The following is a 14,155-nucleotide window of genomic DNA, read 5'->3' as shown; positions in this document are numbered from 1 at the left end:
GCCGGGGGCGACCCGGTGGCCCGCCCGGCCGGCGTCCCGGCAGCGGTCCTCCTCACGCCGCCACCCCCATCCGCTCCGCGGCCGGCACCATCCGCACCGCGTCCTCCGGCAGGCACCGCTCCGCCACCACCAGCAGCCCGGCCGCCACCAGGGACGTGCCGATCAGGAAGACCCACGGCACCCGCCCGTCCAGCGCCAGCAGCGTGGTGAACAGCGCCGGTGCGAGCGCCTTCGCCAGCGACCAGGACAGCTGGTACACCGCCATGTACCGGCCCCGCACCGCGGCCGGCGCGGCGGACACGGCGAGCATGTCGGCGGCCGGGCTGTGCACCAGTTCGCCCACCGTGACGACCACCACGCCCCCGACCAGCGCCGCCGTCAGCACCACCGCCGACTCCGGCCGGGCCGCCGCCGGCGCGAGCTGGGTCAGGAAGCCCGCCGCGAAGAGCAGCGCCCCCAGCGCCGCCGCCCGGGTCCGCCGCGCACCGCTGCGCCGCACGAGGTGCCCCACGTAGGTGCCGCCCGCCGCGCACAGCACCGTGTTGACGGCGAAGGCCACGCCGGTGAGCACGTCGGCGCCGCCCAGGGAGACCACGGAGAGCGGGAACAGCACCGAGAGCGCCGTGTAGCCGAGCGCGTTGAAGAAGTTCGCCGCGGTGAGCACCAGGAACGGGCGGTCCCGGACGACGAGCAGGTAGCCAGGGGCGGGGGCGTCCGCCGCCTCCTCCGCGCCGCTCTCCTCCCGCACCGGCCGGACCGCGCGCAGCAGCAGGGCCGCCACCGCGTAGGCCGCGGCGTTGGCCAGTGCGGTGCCGGAGTACCCGGCCGGGCCCAGCGACCCGACGACCAGGGAGACGAGCAACGTCCCCGCTCCGAGCCCCGCGTTTCCCACGGCCCGCAACCTGGCCTGCAGGCGGTCCCGGTCCGCGCCCCGGGCCACCTCGTCCACCAGGACCGTCTGGACGCCCGCGTAGGCGCGTTCGGCGGTCACCGTCAGCAGGGCGACGCCGGCGAAGGCGCCGAGCGAGTCGGCGAACGGATAGGCGAGGAACCCGGTGCACCGGATCGCGTGGAAGAGCATCAGCATCCGTCGTGCCCCGTGACGGTCCACGGCCGTGCCGATGAAGGGCACCAGCCCCATCCCGCCGAGGCCCGCCACCGTCAGCACGGCCCCCACCACCGCGTAGGACTGCCCGGTGACGTGGTGGAAGAAGACCAGGCTGAACGGGATGTACATCCCCGACCCGATGCCGTTCACCACCGCGGACGCCGTCAGCCGGCGCTCCCCCGCGACTCCGCGGCGCCCCGGGCCCTTGCCCGCGCCCTCGTCCCCGCCCATCCGGACCTCCCCCACGGTCGCCACTCCCTCACCGTCGGTAAGTAGCTTAACGGTAAGCTACTTACCGGCAAGCGATTTGTTTGCGAGGGATCACCCGCGACGCCGATACTCGGCGCATGAGCAGCAGCGGCCAGCGGCCCCGGGACGGCGTCGACGCGATCATCGAGCAGTGGGCCAGGGAACGCCCCGACCTCGAGACGCCGGGGATGGAGATCTTCGGGCGGATCTACCGGCTCGCCCGCCTGATGGGCGAGCGCGCGGAGCGGGCGTACTCCGCGTTCGGCATCTCCCGTGGGGAGTTCGACGTGCTGGCCACGCTGCGTCGCTCGGGCGAGCCGTACACGCTGAGTCCGCGCGACCTCTCCACCACGCTGATGCTCACCACCGGCGGGATGACCGGCCGGCTGGACAAGCTGGAGAGGGCCGGGCTGCTGACCCGTTCACCGGACCCGGGCGACCGGCGCGGCCTGCGGGTCTCCCTCACCGAGCGCGGGCTCGCGCTCGTCGACGAGGCGGTGGGCGCCGGGCTCGCCGAGCAGAACCAGGCCGTGCGGGCCGCCTTCGACGACCGTCGCGCGGCCGAACTGGCCGACACGCTGCGGGAGTTGCTGGCCGCGACGGAACACCGGCCCGCACAGCTCCCGTAGCGGGTCCTCACCACGGCTCCCGTAGCGGGGCCTCACCACGGCTCCCGCAGCGGGGCCTCACCACGGCTCCCGTAGCGGGGCCCCGCCACGGCTCCCGCAGCGGGCCCTCACCACGGCTCCCGCAGCGGGCCCTCACCACGGCTCCTGCAACGTGCACGGCCCCTCGGGCCGCGCGCCGGTGCGGCCCGTGGCCCGCTCAGCCCACGTGCTCGCGCAGCGCGGCCCGCACCTGCTCCGCGGTGGCCGTCTCCGCGGCCCAGGCGGCGTAGCCGTCGGGGCGGACCAGGACCGCCGTGCCGCGCGGTGCGGCCCACCGCACCACCGCGAGGCGCTCGCTCCCCGGCGCGGCCTCGAGCCCCGGCGGGGTCAGCAGCACGAACCGTCCGCCGCGCAGCGCCTCGTACAGGCGGCCCCCGCCGGCCAGCGGGACGTCCGGCACCCTGGCGCCGACCACCCGGTGGGCGCCGCGCGGCCGGCGGTAGCGGATGCCGATGCCGCTGACCATGGCGGTGCCCCGCCGCCACACCGGGCCCACCCGGCTCGCCGTGTCCAGCGCCGTCGCCCGCAGCAGGCGGGCGGCCGGACCGTGGACCAGGGCGCCCCGGATCAGGGCGCCGCTGCCCAGCAGCACCATCCGTCCGACCGGGTGACGTTCGGCCTGGTAGGTGTCGAGCAGCGCCGGGGCGGCGTGCCCGCCGAGCACCGCCGCCAGCTTCCAGCCGAGGTTGGCGGCGTCCTGCAGTCCCGTGTTCATCCCCTGGCCGCCCGCCGGGGAGTGGACGTGCGCCGCGTCACCGGCCAGCAGGACGCGGCCGACCCGGTAGGACGGGGCCTGCCGCTCGTCGCTGTGGATCCGGGACATCCAGCGCGGGTCGTGCATGCCGAAGTCGGTGCCGAGGACGCCGCGGACGATCTCCCGGACCTCCTCCAGGCCGACCGGGTCGCTGTCCGGCCGGTCGTCGCCGCGCCGCCAGCCGGTCACCCGGTGGTAGCCGTCGCCGAAGGGGGCGACCAGCGCGAACCCGGCCGGACCGGCGTCGGCGGTGAGCACCGAGCCGGGGTCCTCGGTCAGCCTCACGTCGGCCAGGACCAGGGAGCGGATCACCGAACGTCCGGGGAACGGGAGCCCGATCAGGTCGCGGACCACGCTGTGCGCGCCGTCCGTGCCCACCACGTAAGCGGCGCGCAGCGCCTCGGTGACCCCGCCGGGCGCCCTGACCGCGACCTCCACCCCGTCGGCGTCCTGGCGCAGGCCGGTCACCTCCCTCTCGTGGGCGAAGCGCACCCCGGCCTCGGCGGCGCGCCGCTCCAGGAGCCGCTCCACCTCGTACTGCGGGACCACCAGGACGTAGGGGAAGCGGGAGGGCAGCGCGCCGAGCTCCAGCGAGAGCCGCCCGAAGAGGCGGAGGGTGCCGAGAGGGCGGCCGATCGCGGCGAGCTCGTCGGCGAGGCCCCGGGCGTCCAGCTGCTCCAGGGTCCGGGCGTGCACCACCAGGGCGCGGGAGAGGTTGCTGACGCGGTGCGGGCGCTTCTCCACGAGGGTGACGGGGACGCCGGCCTCGGCGAGGTCCCCGGCCAGCAGCAGTCCGGTGGGGCCGGCGCCGACGACGACCACGGAGCGGGACGTGTCGTCGGCGGGGTGCGGGGTGGTGCCGTGCATGGTGGTCATGAGGGCCTCCCGTTGGTCGGTGGCCTCGGTGCGACCTGCGTGTCAACACCTGTTGGCCAACGCTTGTTGACAACGCTAGACCCGCTGCCTCTGGACGGTCAACAGCCGTTGGCCTACGTTTGTTGACATGACCGAGAACAGTCCGTCGGCCGATGCCGGCCCGCCCCGCCCCCGCAGGTCGGACACCACCCGCGCGGCGATCCTCACCGCGGCGATCGCCCGGTTCGCCGCGGACGGCTACGAGCGGGCCACCATCCGGGCCATCGCCCGGGACGCGGGCATCGACCCGGCCATGGTGATGCGCTACTACGGCAGCAAGGAGGGGCTGTTCCGGGCCGCGTCGGAGATCGACCTGCGGATGCCGGACTTCGCCGGCGTGCGTTCCGAGGAGGCGGGCGAGGCGCTGGTGCGGCACTTCCTGGAGCGCTGGGAGGCGGACGACTCGCTGGCCGCGATGCTCCGGGTGGCGATGGCCTCAGGACTGGACGAGGGACGTCAGCAGGCCCTGCTGGAGCGGCAGGTCGGGCCGACGGTGGCGCGCTTCTGCCCGGCCCCGGCCGAGGTGCCGCGCCGCACGGCGCTGATCGCCTCGCAGATCGTGGGCATGGCGGTGCTGCGCTACCTGATACAGGTGCCGACCGTGACGGCGATGACCCGCGACGAGATCGTGGCGTGGCTCGCGCCGACGGTGCAGCGGTACCTCACGGCCGACGGGCCCTGACGGCACGGTTCGTCACCGCACGGGCGGGGCGAGGACACGACGAGGGTGCCGTCCTCGCGCCATGGACTGCTGCCGTGGCGCGAGGGCGGCACCCTCGGCGGTCTGCTGTTGTTCCGGCCGGCCGCGCTCCGGGCCGCCGGCGACCGGGTCAGGAGTTCTTGGTCCTGATGTTGGTCGACGTGACCCGGTGCTCCTCCTTGGACTTGTCCAGGACCATCACCAGACCGGCGATGACCCCGAAGAGCACGAGCGGGGCGACGACGTAGAGGCCCAACGTCTCGACGACGCTCAGGCCGGTGCCGGGGTCGTCGCCGTCGTCGCGCGTCAGCGCGAGCGCGGGGGACGACATGAGCAGCATCATCAGCGTCGTGCCGGCGGCCAGGGCGCCGGTGCGCAGGGCGTTCTTCTTGTCCACGGCGCCCAAGGTAACCGACGCGGCCCCGGGCCGCGCGCCCGGGGTGCCGTTCCGGCGGGCGTGTCAGCCGGGCGGCTCCTGCCGGGCGGGCTCCTCCACCGGCTCCCTCAGGCCGGCCAGGAGCGCGTGCAGCCTCGGGGAGGACGACAGCTCCTCCAGGGTGACGGGCCGCCCCTCGCCGTCGGCCACGGGCAGCCGCCAGTTGGGGTACTGGTCCCAGGTCCCGGGGACGTTCTGCGGCCGCCGGTCGCCCACCCCGTCGGGCAGCCACACGCCGGCCAGGCGGGCCGGAGTGCTCCACAGGAAGCGGTGCAGGGCCCGGACGACGTCCTCCTCGCGGGTGCCGTCGAGCAGCCCGCGGCCGTCCAGTTCCGCCAGCCACTCCCCCAGTTCGGCCGCCGCCTCCTCGCGTTCGCGTTCCACCGGACGGGTGAGCAGGCCCAGCCGGTGACGCAGGTCGACGTGGTCGTGGGCGATCCGCGAGGCGGTGGGCGGCAGGTCGTGGGTGGTGACGGTGGCCAGGCAGTCGGCCCGCCAGCTCTCCGGGGGCAGGGCGCGGCCGCCGCCCTCCCAGTCGCGTTCGAACCAGAGCACCGAGGTGCCCAGCACGCCCCGCTCCCGCAGCGCCTCCCGGACCCCGGGCTCCACCGTGCCGAGGTCCTCGCCGATGACGGCGGCGCCGGCCCGGTGGGCCTCCAGGACGAGGACCGCCAGCATGGCCTCGGCGTCGTAGTGGACGTAGGTCCCCTCCGTGGGCGGGCGGCCCTGCGGCACCCACCAGAGCCGGAACAGGCCCATGACGTGGTCGATCCGCAGCGCCCCGGCGTGCCGGAAGCAGGCCCGCAGCAGGTCCCGCAGCGGGGCGTAGCCGGTCTCGGCGAGCCGGTCGGGCCGCCAGGGCGGCAGCCCCCAGTCCTGTCCGTGGGCGTTGAACGCGTCGGGCGGGGCGCCCACCGACATGCCGGCCGCGAAGCAGTCCCGCAGCGCCCAGGTGTCCGCGCCGCCGGGGTGGACGCCGACGGCGAGGTCGTGGATCAGGCCCACGCCCATGCCGGCCTCGCGGGCCGTGCGCTGGGCGGCGGCGAGCTGCTCGTCGGTGAGCCAGGTCAGCCAGCGGTGGAAGTCGACGCGGTCGGCGAGCTCGCGGCGCGCCCGGGCGGTCTCCGGGGACCGCGGGTCGCGCAGCCGCTCGGGCCAGCGGTGCCAGTCGGGTCCGTGCACCTCGGCCAGGGCGTACCAGGTCGCGTGGTCGTCGAGCGCGCGCCCCTCCCGGGCGACGAAGCCGGCGTACGCGGCGCGGCGGCCCGGCGCGAGGGGCACCGGGCGCACCAGCTCCAGGGCGCGGCGCTTCAGCTCCCAGACGGCGTCGCGGTCGATCAGCGCGTCCTTCTCCAGCACCCCCTCGCGCAGCCGGGCGGCCTGCTCGGCCAGGGCCCGCAGCGGGGCGCGTCCTTCCTCGGCGACGTGGGCGAACTCGGGGACCTCCTCGACCCGCAGGTAGAGGGGATCGGGGAAGCGGCGGGAGGACGGCCGGTACGGGGAGGGGTCCACGGGCGGCCCCGGCACGCTCGCGTGCAGCGGGTTGAGCTGCACGAAGCCGACGTCCAGGGCGCGCCCCGCCCAGCCGGCCAGGTCGGCGAGGTCGCCCAGGTCGCCCATGCCCCAGGACCGGTGCGAGAGCAGCGAGTAGAGCTGGACCAGCAGTCCGCGGTGCCGCCCCTCGACGCCGGGCGCCCGGTCGGGGGCGACGATCAGGTGGGCCTCGCCGGCGCGGCCGTCGGGGGCGGTGACGGCGAGCCGGTGGACGCCGTACGGCAGGCCCTCGAGCGCGGCGGGGCCGGTGCGGGTCTCCCCGTCCTCGGTGACCACGCGGACGTCGGCGCCCTCCGGCAGCTCGGGGCCCCGCCCGGGGCGCAGCACCACGGTGGGCGGCAGCAGCCGCTCGGCGAGCTCACGTTCCCGGGCAGCCAGCGCGGCGCCGGGGTCGGTGGTGTCCACGCCCAGCGCGGTGAGCGCCGCGGTCACCGCCTCCGGGGGCACGGCCACCGTGCGGTCCGGCGCCGGCCGGTACTCGGTGGCCACCCCGTACAACTCCGCGAGCCGCGTCAGCGGCTCTCCCCGCTCCGGTCCGGCCACGGTTCCTCCTCGTCGAGGTCGAGCACGCCCGGACAAGTGGCTACCCACCGAACGCCGGGCCAGACATGCCCTCCCCCGATCGGGTGCCCGCCGCGGCGGCCGGGGCGCGGACGCGGGCGGCGGGAGCGGCGGCGGGCGCGGCGGCGGGCGCCGGATGCGCGAAGGCCCGGACCGACGTCAGGCGGACACGCCGTCGATCCGGGCCAGGGCCTCGTCCGCGCCGTAGGGCCGCAGGTACGGCAGCCAGCGCGGGTCCCGGTGGCCGGTGCCGATGATGCGCCAGGCCAGACCGGTGGGCGGGGCCGGTTTGTGGCGCAGTCTCCAGCCCAGCTCGCCGAGGTGGCGGTCGGCCTTGGTGTGGTTGCAGCGACGGCAGGAGGCCACCACGTTGTCCCAGACGTGCTGCCCACCGCGGCTGCGGGGGATCACGTGGTCGACGCTGGTGGCGACGCCGCCGCAGTACATGCAGCGGCCGCCGTCCCGGGCGAACAGGGCACGCCGGGTGAGAGGCACCGGCCCCCGGTAGGGGACGCGGACGAAACGCTTGAGCCGGACCACGCTGGGAGCCGGCAGGGAGAGGGTCGCGCTGTGCAGGTGGGCGCCGGACTCCTCGAGGCAGACTGCCTTGTTCTCGAGGACGAGGACGAGCGCGCGGCGGAGCGGTACGACGCCGAGCGGCTCGTACGACGCGTTGAGGACCAGGACGTGCGGCACGGTGCCTCCTTGTACGCCGGCGGCGCGTGGCTCGCGCCGGGACGATCTGCAGTCAGTTTCCCCTCTGCCCTGGTCGCGGCGCCACCACGTGGCAACAACGGGGTGGCCGCCCGCGGAGTGGTCCTGACCACAGGAACGCACCACGGGTCCCGCCCGGCGCGGGGCGTCCCCCGGTGCACCAGGTCACCCCTTATCCCTTCCTCATCCTCTGGTGAGGCCCGTCTCTCTTCCCGGTGAAGCGGCGAAGCCACCCGGTTTGCCCCGTTAGTGTGGTCGGGCTGCCCCTTCGGCCTCCTTGGCCGTCGCCGTGCCCCCACCGGGGCAGCCACCGCACCTGGAGGTATCGCACCGTGTCCCTGTCCGCCGCCTTCCCGGCCGCCGGCCCGGACCCGTCCACGACGCCCGCCCCCGCCTCGTCGACCTCGCCCGCCCCGGCGCCGACCATGCCCACCCTGCAGGAGGCGCACGAACGCGCCTCCGAGGCGGCGGGCTGGTTCCAGGAGAACTGGGCGTCCTGGCTGGCCGTGGGTCTGCGGATCGTGCTGATCATCGCGGTCGCGCTGGTCCTGCGGATGCTGGTCCGCCGCGCGATCACCCGGCTGATCGACCGGATGAACCGCAACACCTCCGCCGCCGAGGGCAGCACCCTGGGGGGCCTGCTGGTCAACGCCGAGCGGCGGCGTCAGCGCTCGCAGGCCATCGGCTCGGTGCTGCGGTCGGTGGCGTCCTTCGTCATCCTCGGCACGGCCTTCCTGATGGTGCTCGGCGCCTTCCAGATCAATCTGGCGCCGCTGCTCGCCTCGGCGGGTGTGGCCGGTGTCGCCATCGGTTTCGGCGCGCGGAACCTGGTCACCGACTTCCTCTCCGGCGTCTTCATGATCCTCGAGGACCAGTACGGCGTCGGCGACACCATCGACGCGGGCGTGGCCACCGGCGAGGTCATCGAGGTCGGCCTGCGGGTCACCAAGCTGCGCGGCGACAACGGCGAGATCTGGTACGTCCGCAACGGCGAGATCAAGCGGATCGGCAACGCCTCGCAGGGCTGGGCCACGGCCGGCGTGAACGTGACCGTGCGGCCCGAGGAGGACCTGGACCGGGTCAAGTCGGTGCTGGGCGAGGTCGCCGAGCGGATCGCCAAGGAGGAGCCCTGGAACGAGGTCCTGTGGGGTCCCGTGGAGGTGCTGGGCCTGGACGACGTGCTGCTGGACTCGATGGTGATCCGGGTGACCGCGAAGACGATGCCCGGCAAGGCGGTCACCGTGGAGCGGGAGCTGCGCTGGCGGATGAAGCGGGCACTGGACGCGGCGGGCATCCGGATGCTCGGCGTCCCGGAGCAGGCCACCGAGGAACCGGCGGTGGACCCGACCGCGGGCATGGCCGCGCCGTCCGCCTTCGCCAGCAGCAGCTCGCCCCAGTCGGTGGCGGCGTCGCCGATCCCGCCGAAGGGGCTGTGACACCCCCCGAGGGACGATGAACGAGGGGCGGCGCCCGGATCACTCCGGGCGCCGCCCCTCCCCCGTTCCCCCGTCGCGGTGGTCAGGTGTGCCGCAGCTCCGTGGGACGCACGGTGCGGCGCAGCAGCGGCATCGCGGTGGCGGCGGCGAGCAGGCAGGTGCCGTACACCGCGAAGGGCACCGGAAGCGCGGTCCACGGGAGGGTGAACGCGCTGCCGCTCGCCAGCGTCGCGTAGAAGGAACCGACGGCCAGCCCGCCGACGGAGGCGAGGGCCACCGCCGGGAGCAGCGGCAGCGCGGTCTCCAGCAGCAGCGCCCGGCTCAGCGTGTGCCGCGGCAGCCCGGCCGCGACCTGCTCGGCGAGCCCCTGGCGCCGGGCGGCGATGCCTTCGGCGGCGCCCACGGCCACGGCGGCGAGGGTGATCAGCAGGCCGATCCCGACCGCGGCGGCCGCCAGGTCGAGGCCGGTGACGTAGAAGGCGAGGGTCTTCGGCGTGTAGGACCCCGGGGCGAGGATGTCGTCCATCATCGCCTGGCGGACGCCCGTGTACCCGGTCGCCACCACGGTGAGCAGCAGGACGGCCGCGTGGGTGCGGGCCGCTGCCCACGGGTCGTCGCGGAGCCGTTCGGCGGCGATCAGCACGGCCGGGTCCTCGGTGCGGTCGGCGAGACGGCCGCCCAGGAGCCGGGCGGAGGAACCGCTGACCCACACCGCGCCCAGTCCGACGAGCAGGAAGGCGACGAACAGCACCACGGGCCCGTTGACGCCGACACCGCGGGCCACGGCGAGGATGCCGAGGAGGATCGCCCCGGTGACGACGGCGGCACCCCCCAGCGCCGTCCCCTTGCCGGCCTTCACGCGCTCCCGCCGCACCTCGCCCAGCGGCGAGGCCACCACCCGGCGCAGCGCCAGCACGCTGACCAGCGCGCCGGCCACCGGCACCAGCAGCACGATCACCGCCACGGCCACCCACAGGAGCGGCGGCGGCGTGCCGACGCCCAGCACGACGGCCGTCACCACCAGCGCCGCGGGCACCGATCCGGCCAGGCAGGCGAGGCCCGTCTCCAGCGCCGCGATCCGCCGCACCCGCGACGCCGACGCACCGGCGAGGCGGAGCCCCGCCATCCTGTGGTCCCGGTGGACCGCGCCGATCCGCGCGCACTGGCCGAGGAAGCCCAGCGCCGGGATCAGCAGGAGGAGCAGGGCCAGGATGACCCCGGACCGCTCCCCCGACCGGTCGAACAGTCCCTCCGCGTAGGGGATGCGGTACACCCCGCCGCGCAGCGAGGCGAGCGCGGCGGCCGCCGCGGCGAACCCGGTGGCGCAGAACGCCCCCACCGCCGTCAGCCCGAAGCGCCACCACTCCCGCCGGTCGGAGCCCTGGGTGAACAGCCAGGCCAGCTTCACGTCGTCGGTCATATCGCACCCTCCATCGCTGCGGCACGGCCGTCGGCCAGCCGGATCTCGCGGTCCGCGTACGCGGCCACCTGGGCGTCGTGCGTGATCAGCAGGACGGCCGCGCCCGAGGCGCGGGCGGCGGAGACGAGCTCGGCCATGACCTGTTCGCCGGCCAGGGAGTCGAGCGCCCCGGTCGGTTCGTCGGCGAAGACGACGCGCGGGCCGGTGACCAGCGCGCGGGCCAGCGCGCCGCGCTGGGCCTGACCGCCGCTGAGTTCACCGGGCCGGGCGTCCCCCCGGTGGCCGACGCCGAAGCGTCCGAGCCACTCGCCGGCCCGGGCGCGGGCCTCGCGCCGGGAAGTGCCGGCGAGCATCAGCGGCAGCGCCACGTTGTCGGTGAGCGTGAGTTCGGGGATCAGCCGGCCGAACTGGAACACCACGCCGAAGTCGGTGCGGCGCAGCTCGCTGAGCCGGTCCTCCGTGCAGATGTCGAGGCGCAGGCCCTCGTAGTGGACGCTGCCGCCGTCGGGGCGGACGATCCCGGCCATGCAGTGCAGCAGGGTGGACTTGCCGCTTCCGCTGGGACCGGTGACGGCGAGGATCTCTCCCGCGTGGAGTTCGGCCGAGGCGCCGCGCAGGGCGTCGGTGCGGCCGTGGGACTTGACGAGGTCTCGGGCCGCGAGCAGCGGGCCGGTGGTGGTGCTCATCGTGCGGTGACCTCCGCGGTCAGGGTGGCGAGCCGGTCCGCTGTGGTGCTCATCCAGCGGAGGTCGGCGTCCAGGTGGCTGAGGGCGTAGTCGGCCGACAGGACGGTCGCGAGGTCGGCCCCGGGAGTGGTCTTGACCTTGGTGAGCTGCCGCATCCGCGCCATGTGGGCGGCGCGCTGGTCGCGCAGGTAGGCGACCGGGTCGCCGCCCGCCAGGATGGCGACGACGACCTTGGCGAAGATCTCGTTGGCGACGAACGGCGCGGGCGGCGCGGTCTGGGCGGTCCAGCGGGCGAGTTCGCGTTCGCCGTCGTCGGTGGCGCGGTACACGGTCCGCTCCGGGCCGCCGTCGGAGTCGGTCCCCTCGACCTTGGCCAGTCCGTCGCGCACCAGCCTCTGCAGCGTCGTGTACACCTGCCCGTACGCCAGGGGGCGGGCCTGCGGGAACCTCTCGTCGTGCCTCCTCTTCAGGTCGTAGCCATGGCTCGGCCCCGAGGAGAGGAGGCCCAGCAGGATGTGACGGGTGCTCATGTCCGCCAGTATGCACCACGTACATGTACTGAGTGAATAGTCGCTCGGCCGTCGTGCGGTGTTGAGCCGGGCCGGGCGACGTGGAAGCGTGATCACAGCCGACCGGACCGGAGAAGGGTGACCCCCGTGCGCATCGACCTCAACGCCGACCTCGCCGAGGGCTTCGGGCGGTGGGAGCTCGGTGACGACGACGCGCTGCTGACCGTGGTGACCAGCGCGAACGTGGCGTGCGGCTTCCACGCGGGCGACCCCTCGGTGATCCGGCGGGCCTGCGAACGGGCCGCCGCCGAGGGCGTCGCCGTGGGCGCGCAGGTGGGGTACCGGGACCTGGCCGGATTCGGGCGGCGCTTCATCGACATGGAACCGCGGGCCCTGGCCGACGACGTGCTGTACCAGATCGGTGCGCTGGACGCCCTGGCCCGCGCCTCGGGCACGCGGGTGCGGTACGTGAAGCCGCACGGCGCGCTCTACAACGCGATCGTGCGGCACGAGGAGCAGGCCGCCGCGGTGGTCTCGGCGGTGCGGGACTGGGACCCGGCCTGCGCGGTGCTGGGGCTGCCGGGGTCGCGGTGGCTGACGCTGGCCGCGGAGGCGGGACTGCGGGTGTTCCGGGAGGCGTTCGCGGACCGGGCGTACACGCCGGAGGCGACGCTGGTGCCGCGGCGCGAGGCGGGCGCGGTGCTGCACGACGTGCGGGAGATCGCCGAACGCTGCGTGCGGATCGCCCTCGGCGAGCCGGTGGCGGCGGTGGACGGCACGCCGCTGCGGATCGAGGCGGACTCGCTGTGCGTGCACGGGGACAGCCCCGGCGCGGTCGCGGTGGCCCGGGCGGTGCGGGAGCGGCTGACGGAGGCGGGCGTGACGCTGCGGGCGTTCACCGCGGGCGGGGAGGGCTGAGTGCGCGTCCTGCCGTGCGGCGACCAGGCTCTGCTGGTGGAGACGGAGTCGCTGGAGGAGGCGCTGGGCCTGTACCGCTCCCTGCGGCGCGAGTCCCCGCCGGGCGTGACCGACCTGGTCCCGGCCGCCCGCACAGTCCTGCTCCGTCTCGGCCCGGCGGCGGACCCCGCCCTGGTCGAACGTGACCTGCGCACACGCGACATGACGGCGGCGGCGCACGAACAAGGTCCGCTGGTGCGCGTTCCGGTCCACTACGACGGCGAAGACCTGCGCGAGGTGGCCGACTTGACCGGCCTGCCGGTGCGGGAGGTGGTGCGGTTGCACACCGGCTGCGAATGGACCGTCGCCTTCGGCGGGTTCGCGCCCGGCTTCGCCTATCTGACGGGCGGGCCGCGGGAGTTGCGGGTACCTCGCCGGGCCGAGTCGCGGACCCGGGTGCCGGCCGGGGCGGTGGGGCTGGCCGGGGAGTTCAGCGGGGTGTACCCGCGCAGTTCGCCGGGCGGCTGGCAGCTGATCGGGCGGACGGACCTGGCGGTGTGGCGCGAGGACCGCGATCCGCCGGCCCTGCTGCGGCCGGGGGCGCGCGTGCGGTTCGAGGAGGTGCGCCCCTCGTGACGGCGGCGCTGGAGGTACTGGCGACCGGACCGCACGCCACCGTGCAGGACCTGGGGCGGCCGGGACTCGCCGCGGTGGGCGTGGGGCTCTCCGGCGCAGCCGACCGCGGCTCGCTGCGGCTGGCCAACCGGCTGGTGGGCAACGCGGAGGGCGCGGCGGCGGTGGAGGTCACCTTCGGCGGGCTGTCCGTCCGGGCGCTGCGGCCGGTGACGGTGGCCGTGACGGGCGCGGTGTGCCCGGTGGACGGCGGCGCGGTGAACGCGGTGGCGCACCTGGCGGCGGGCAGCCGGCTCACGCTGGGGACGCCGACGGCGGGGCTGCGCAACTACCTCGCCGTGCGGGGCGGGATCACGGTGCCCGAGGTGCTGGGATCGCGGTCGCGGGACGTGCTCGCGGGGCTCGGGCCAAAGCCGCTCGCGGTGGGCGACGTGCTCCCCGCCGGTCCCGCGTCGGGGCCGCCGCCCTGCGTGGACCTGGCGCCGGTGGCCGCGCCGACCGCGGGCGAGGTGGCGCTGCGGGTGCGGCCGGGGCCGCGCGACGACTGGTTCACGCCCCGCGCCGTCCAGGAGCTGCTGTCCGCGACGTGGACCGTCGGAGCGGCGTCCGACCGGGTGGGCATGCGGCTCGACGGGCCCGTGCTGGAGCGGGCGCGGGAGGGGGAGCTGCCCAGCGAGGGGATGGTCCCGGGTGCGCTGCAGGTGCCGCCGGGGGGCCGCCCGGTCCTCTTCCTCGCCGACCACCCCGTCACCGGCGGCTACCCCGTCGTCGCCGTCGTCCTGCGCCGCGACCTCGACCGCGCCGCCCAGGCCAGGCCGGGCCAGATCCTCCGCTTCGTCCCGGCCGCGGTTTCCCCGCCCGGCACCTGACCCTCCGCGCGGGACGGCCCGCCGCCGGGCCCGGGCGGCCCCGCCG

14 protein-coding genes are annotated in these 14,155 nt (G+C 75.8%); 6 read left to right on the top strand and 8 right to left on the bottom strand.

The window, feature by feature from the left end:
- Nucleotides 1–52: 52 nt before the first annotated feature.
- Nucleotides 53–1,363, bottom strand: coding sequence for an MFS transporter (locus Sfr03f_RS19850; protein WP_245967654.1), 1,311 nt, complete (start codon nucleotides 1,361–1,363; stop codon nucleotides 53–55).
- A gap of 92 nt (nucleotides 1,364–1,455) precedes the next feature.
- On the opposite strand from Sfr03f_RS19850, the gene Sfr03f_RS19845 reads away from it, so the two are divergent.
- A complete protein-coding gene (locus Sfr03f_RS19845; protein WP_108955298.1) occupies nucleotides 1,456–1,986 on the top strand; it encodes a MarR family winged helix-turn-helix transcriptional regulator in 531 nt (176 codons plus the stop codon).
- A 196-nt stretch (nucleotides 1,987–2,182) separates the two neighbouring features.
- Here the strand turns inward: Sfr03f_RS19845 and Sfr03f_RS19840 are convergent, their stop codons facing one another.
- Nucleotides 2,183–3,655, bottom strand: coding sequence for an FAD-dependent monooxygenase (locus tag Sfr03f_RS19840; RefSeq protein ID WP_245967653.1), 1,473 nt, complete (start codon nucleotides 3,653–3,655; stop codon nucleotides 2,183–2,185).
- Between the two features lie 127 nt (nucleotides 3,656–3,782).
- On the opposite strand from Sfr03f_RS19840, the gene Sfr03f_RS19835 reads away from it, so the two are divergent.
- Complete coding sequence (locus Sfr03f_RS19835) at nucleotides 3,783–4,376, top strand: TetR/AcrR family transcriptional regulator (protein WP_108955297.1); 594 nt, start codon at nucleotides 3,783–3,785, stop codon at nucleotides 4,374–4,376.
- Nucleotides 4,377–4,524: 148 nt separating this feature from the next.
- On the opposite strand, the gene Sfr03f_RS19830 is transcribed toward Sfr03f_RS19835, so the two are convergent.
- From Sfr03f_RS19830 to Sfr03f_RS19820, 3 genes are all read right to left on the bottom strand, one after another.
- Nucleotides 4,525–4,791, bottom strand: a complete 267-nt coding sequence (locus tag Sfr03f_RS19830) for a hypothetical protein (RefSeq protein WP_108955296.1) — start codon at nucleotides 4,789–4,791, stop codon at nucleotides 4,525–4,527.
- Between the two features lie 63 nt (nucleotides 4,792–4,854).
- A complete protein-coding gene (malQ, locus tag Sfr03f_RS19825) occupies nucleotides 4,855–6,927 on the bottom strand; it encodes a 4-alpha-glucanotransferase (RefSeq protein WP_245967652.1) in 2,073 nt (690 codons plus the stop codon).
- 177 nt (nucleotides 6,928–7,104) lie between these two features.
- Nucleotides 7,105–7,641, bottom strand: coding sequence for an HNH endonuclease (locus Sfr03f_RS19820; protein WP_108955294.1), 537 nt, complete (start codon nucleotides 7,639–7,641; stop codon nucleotides 7,105–7,107).
- 350 nt (nucleotides 7,642–7,991) lie between these two features.
- Here Sfr03f_RS19820 and Sfr03f_RS19815 point away from each other — a divergent pair, with 350 nt between their 5' ends.
- Nucleotides 7,992–9,095 (top strand): mechanosensitive ion channel family protein, encoded by a 1,104-nt coding sequence (locus Sfr03f_RS19815; RefSeq protein WP_108955293.1) that lies wholly within the window; start codon nucleotides 7,992–7,994, stop codon nucleotides 9,093–9,095.
- An 82-nt stretch (nucleotides 9,096–9,177) separates the two neighbouring features.
- On the opposite strand, the gene Sfr03f_RS19810 is transcribed toward Sfr03f_RS19815, so the two are convergent.
- The 3 genes from Sfr03f_RS19810 to Sfr03f_RS19800 are packed head-to-tail and all read right to left on the bottom strand — an operon-like array spanning nucleotide 9,178 to nucleotide 11,731.
- On the bottom strand, nucleotides 9,178–10,515 hold the full coding sequence (locus tag Sfr03f_RS19810; RefSeq protein ID WP_108955292.1) for an FtsX-like permease family protein: 1,338 nt from the start codon (nucleotides 10,513–10,515) through the stop codon (nucleotides 9,178–9,180).
- Nucleotides 10,512–11,201, bottom strand: a complete 690-nt coding sequence (locus Sfr03f_RS19805; protein WP_108955291.1) for an ABC transporter ATP-binding protein — start codon at nucleotides 11,199–11,201, stop codon at nucleotides 10,512–10,514. Before Sfr03f_RS19805 ends, Sfr03f_RS19810 begins: the two co-directional genes overlap by 4 nt.
- Nucleotides 11,198–11,731: a PadR family transcriptional regulator gene (locus tag Sfr03f_RS19800; RefSeq protein ID WP_108955290.1), complete on the bottom strand. Its 534-nt coding sequence runs from the start codon at nucleotides 11,729–11,731 to the stop codon at nucleotides 11,198–11,200. The genes Sfr03f_RS19805 and Sfr03f_RS19800 overlap by 4 nt, the downstream gene beginning before the upstream one ends.
- Before the next feature lie 117 nt (nucleotides 11,732–11,848).
- Here Sfr03f_RS19800 and Sfr03f_RS19795 point away from each other — a divergent pair, with 117 nt between their 5' ends.
- The 3 genes from Sfr03f_RS19795 to Sfr03f_RS19785 are packed head-to-tail and all read left to right on the top strand — an operon-like array spanning nucleotide 11,849 to nucleotide 14,109.
- Entirely contained in the window at nucleotides 11,849–12,628 is a 780-nt protein-coding gene (locus tag Sfr03f_RS19795) for a LamB/YcsF family protein (protein ID WP_174721615.1), read from the top strand.
- Complete coding sequence (locus Sfr03f_RS19790) at nucleotides 12,629–13,243, top strand: 5-oxoprolinase subunit B family protein (protein ID WP_108955289.1); 615 nt, start codon at nucleotides 12,629–12,631, stop codon at nucleotides 13,241–13,243.
- Nucleotides 13,240–14,109 carry a 5-oxoprolinase subunit C family protein gene (locus tag Sfr03f_RS19785; RefSeq protein ID WP_108955288.1) on the top strand — a complete coding sequence of 290 codons (870 nt, stop codon included), beginning with the start codon at nucleotides 13,240–13,242 and terminating at the stop codon, nucleotides 14,107–14,109. The genes Sfr03f_RS19790 and Sfr03f_RS19785 overlap by 4 nt, the downstream gene beginning before the upstream one ends.
- The last annotated feature ends 46 nt before the right edge of the window (nucleotides 14,110–14,155 follow it).

The organism is Streptomyces fragilis, assembly GCF_003112515.1.
Taxonomy (GTDB): Bacteria; Actinomycetota; Actinomycetes; order Streptomycetales; family Streptomycetaceae; genus Streptomyces; species Streptomyces fragilis.
The sequence above is the reverse complement of the archived record's forward strand: the minus strand, read 5'-3'. Positions and strand labels throughout refer to the sequence as shown.

Coding starts and splice junctions, on each gene's coding strand:
- Sfr03f_RS19845 (WP_108955298.1), top strand. CDS start 1,456: ATGAGCAGCAGCGGCCAGCGGCCCCGGGACGGCGTCGACGCGATCATC.
- Sfr03f_RS19840 (WP_245967653.1), bottom strand. CDS start 3,655: ATGACCACCATGCACGGCACCACCCCGCACCCCGCCGACGACACGTCC.
- Sfr03f_RS19835 (WP_108955297.1), top strand. CDS start 3,783: ATGACCGAGAACAGTCCGTCGGCCGATGCCGGCCCGCCCCGCCCCCGC.
- Sfr03f_RS19810 (WP_108955292.1), bottom strand. CDS start 10,515: ATGACCGACGACGTGAAGCTGGCCTGGCTGTTCACCCAGGGCTCCGAC.
- Sfr03f_RS19805 (WP_108955291.1), bottom strand. CDS start 11,201: ATGAGCACCACCACCGGCCCGCTGCTCGCGGCCCGAGACCTCGTCAAG.
- Sfr03f_RS19800 (WP_108955290.1), bottom strand. CDS start 11,731: ATGAGCACCCGTCACATCCTGCTGGGCCTCCTCTCCTCGGGGCCGAGC.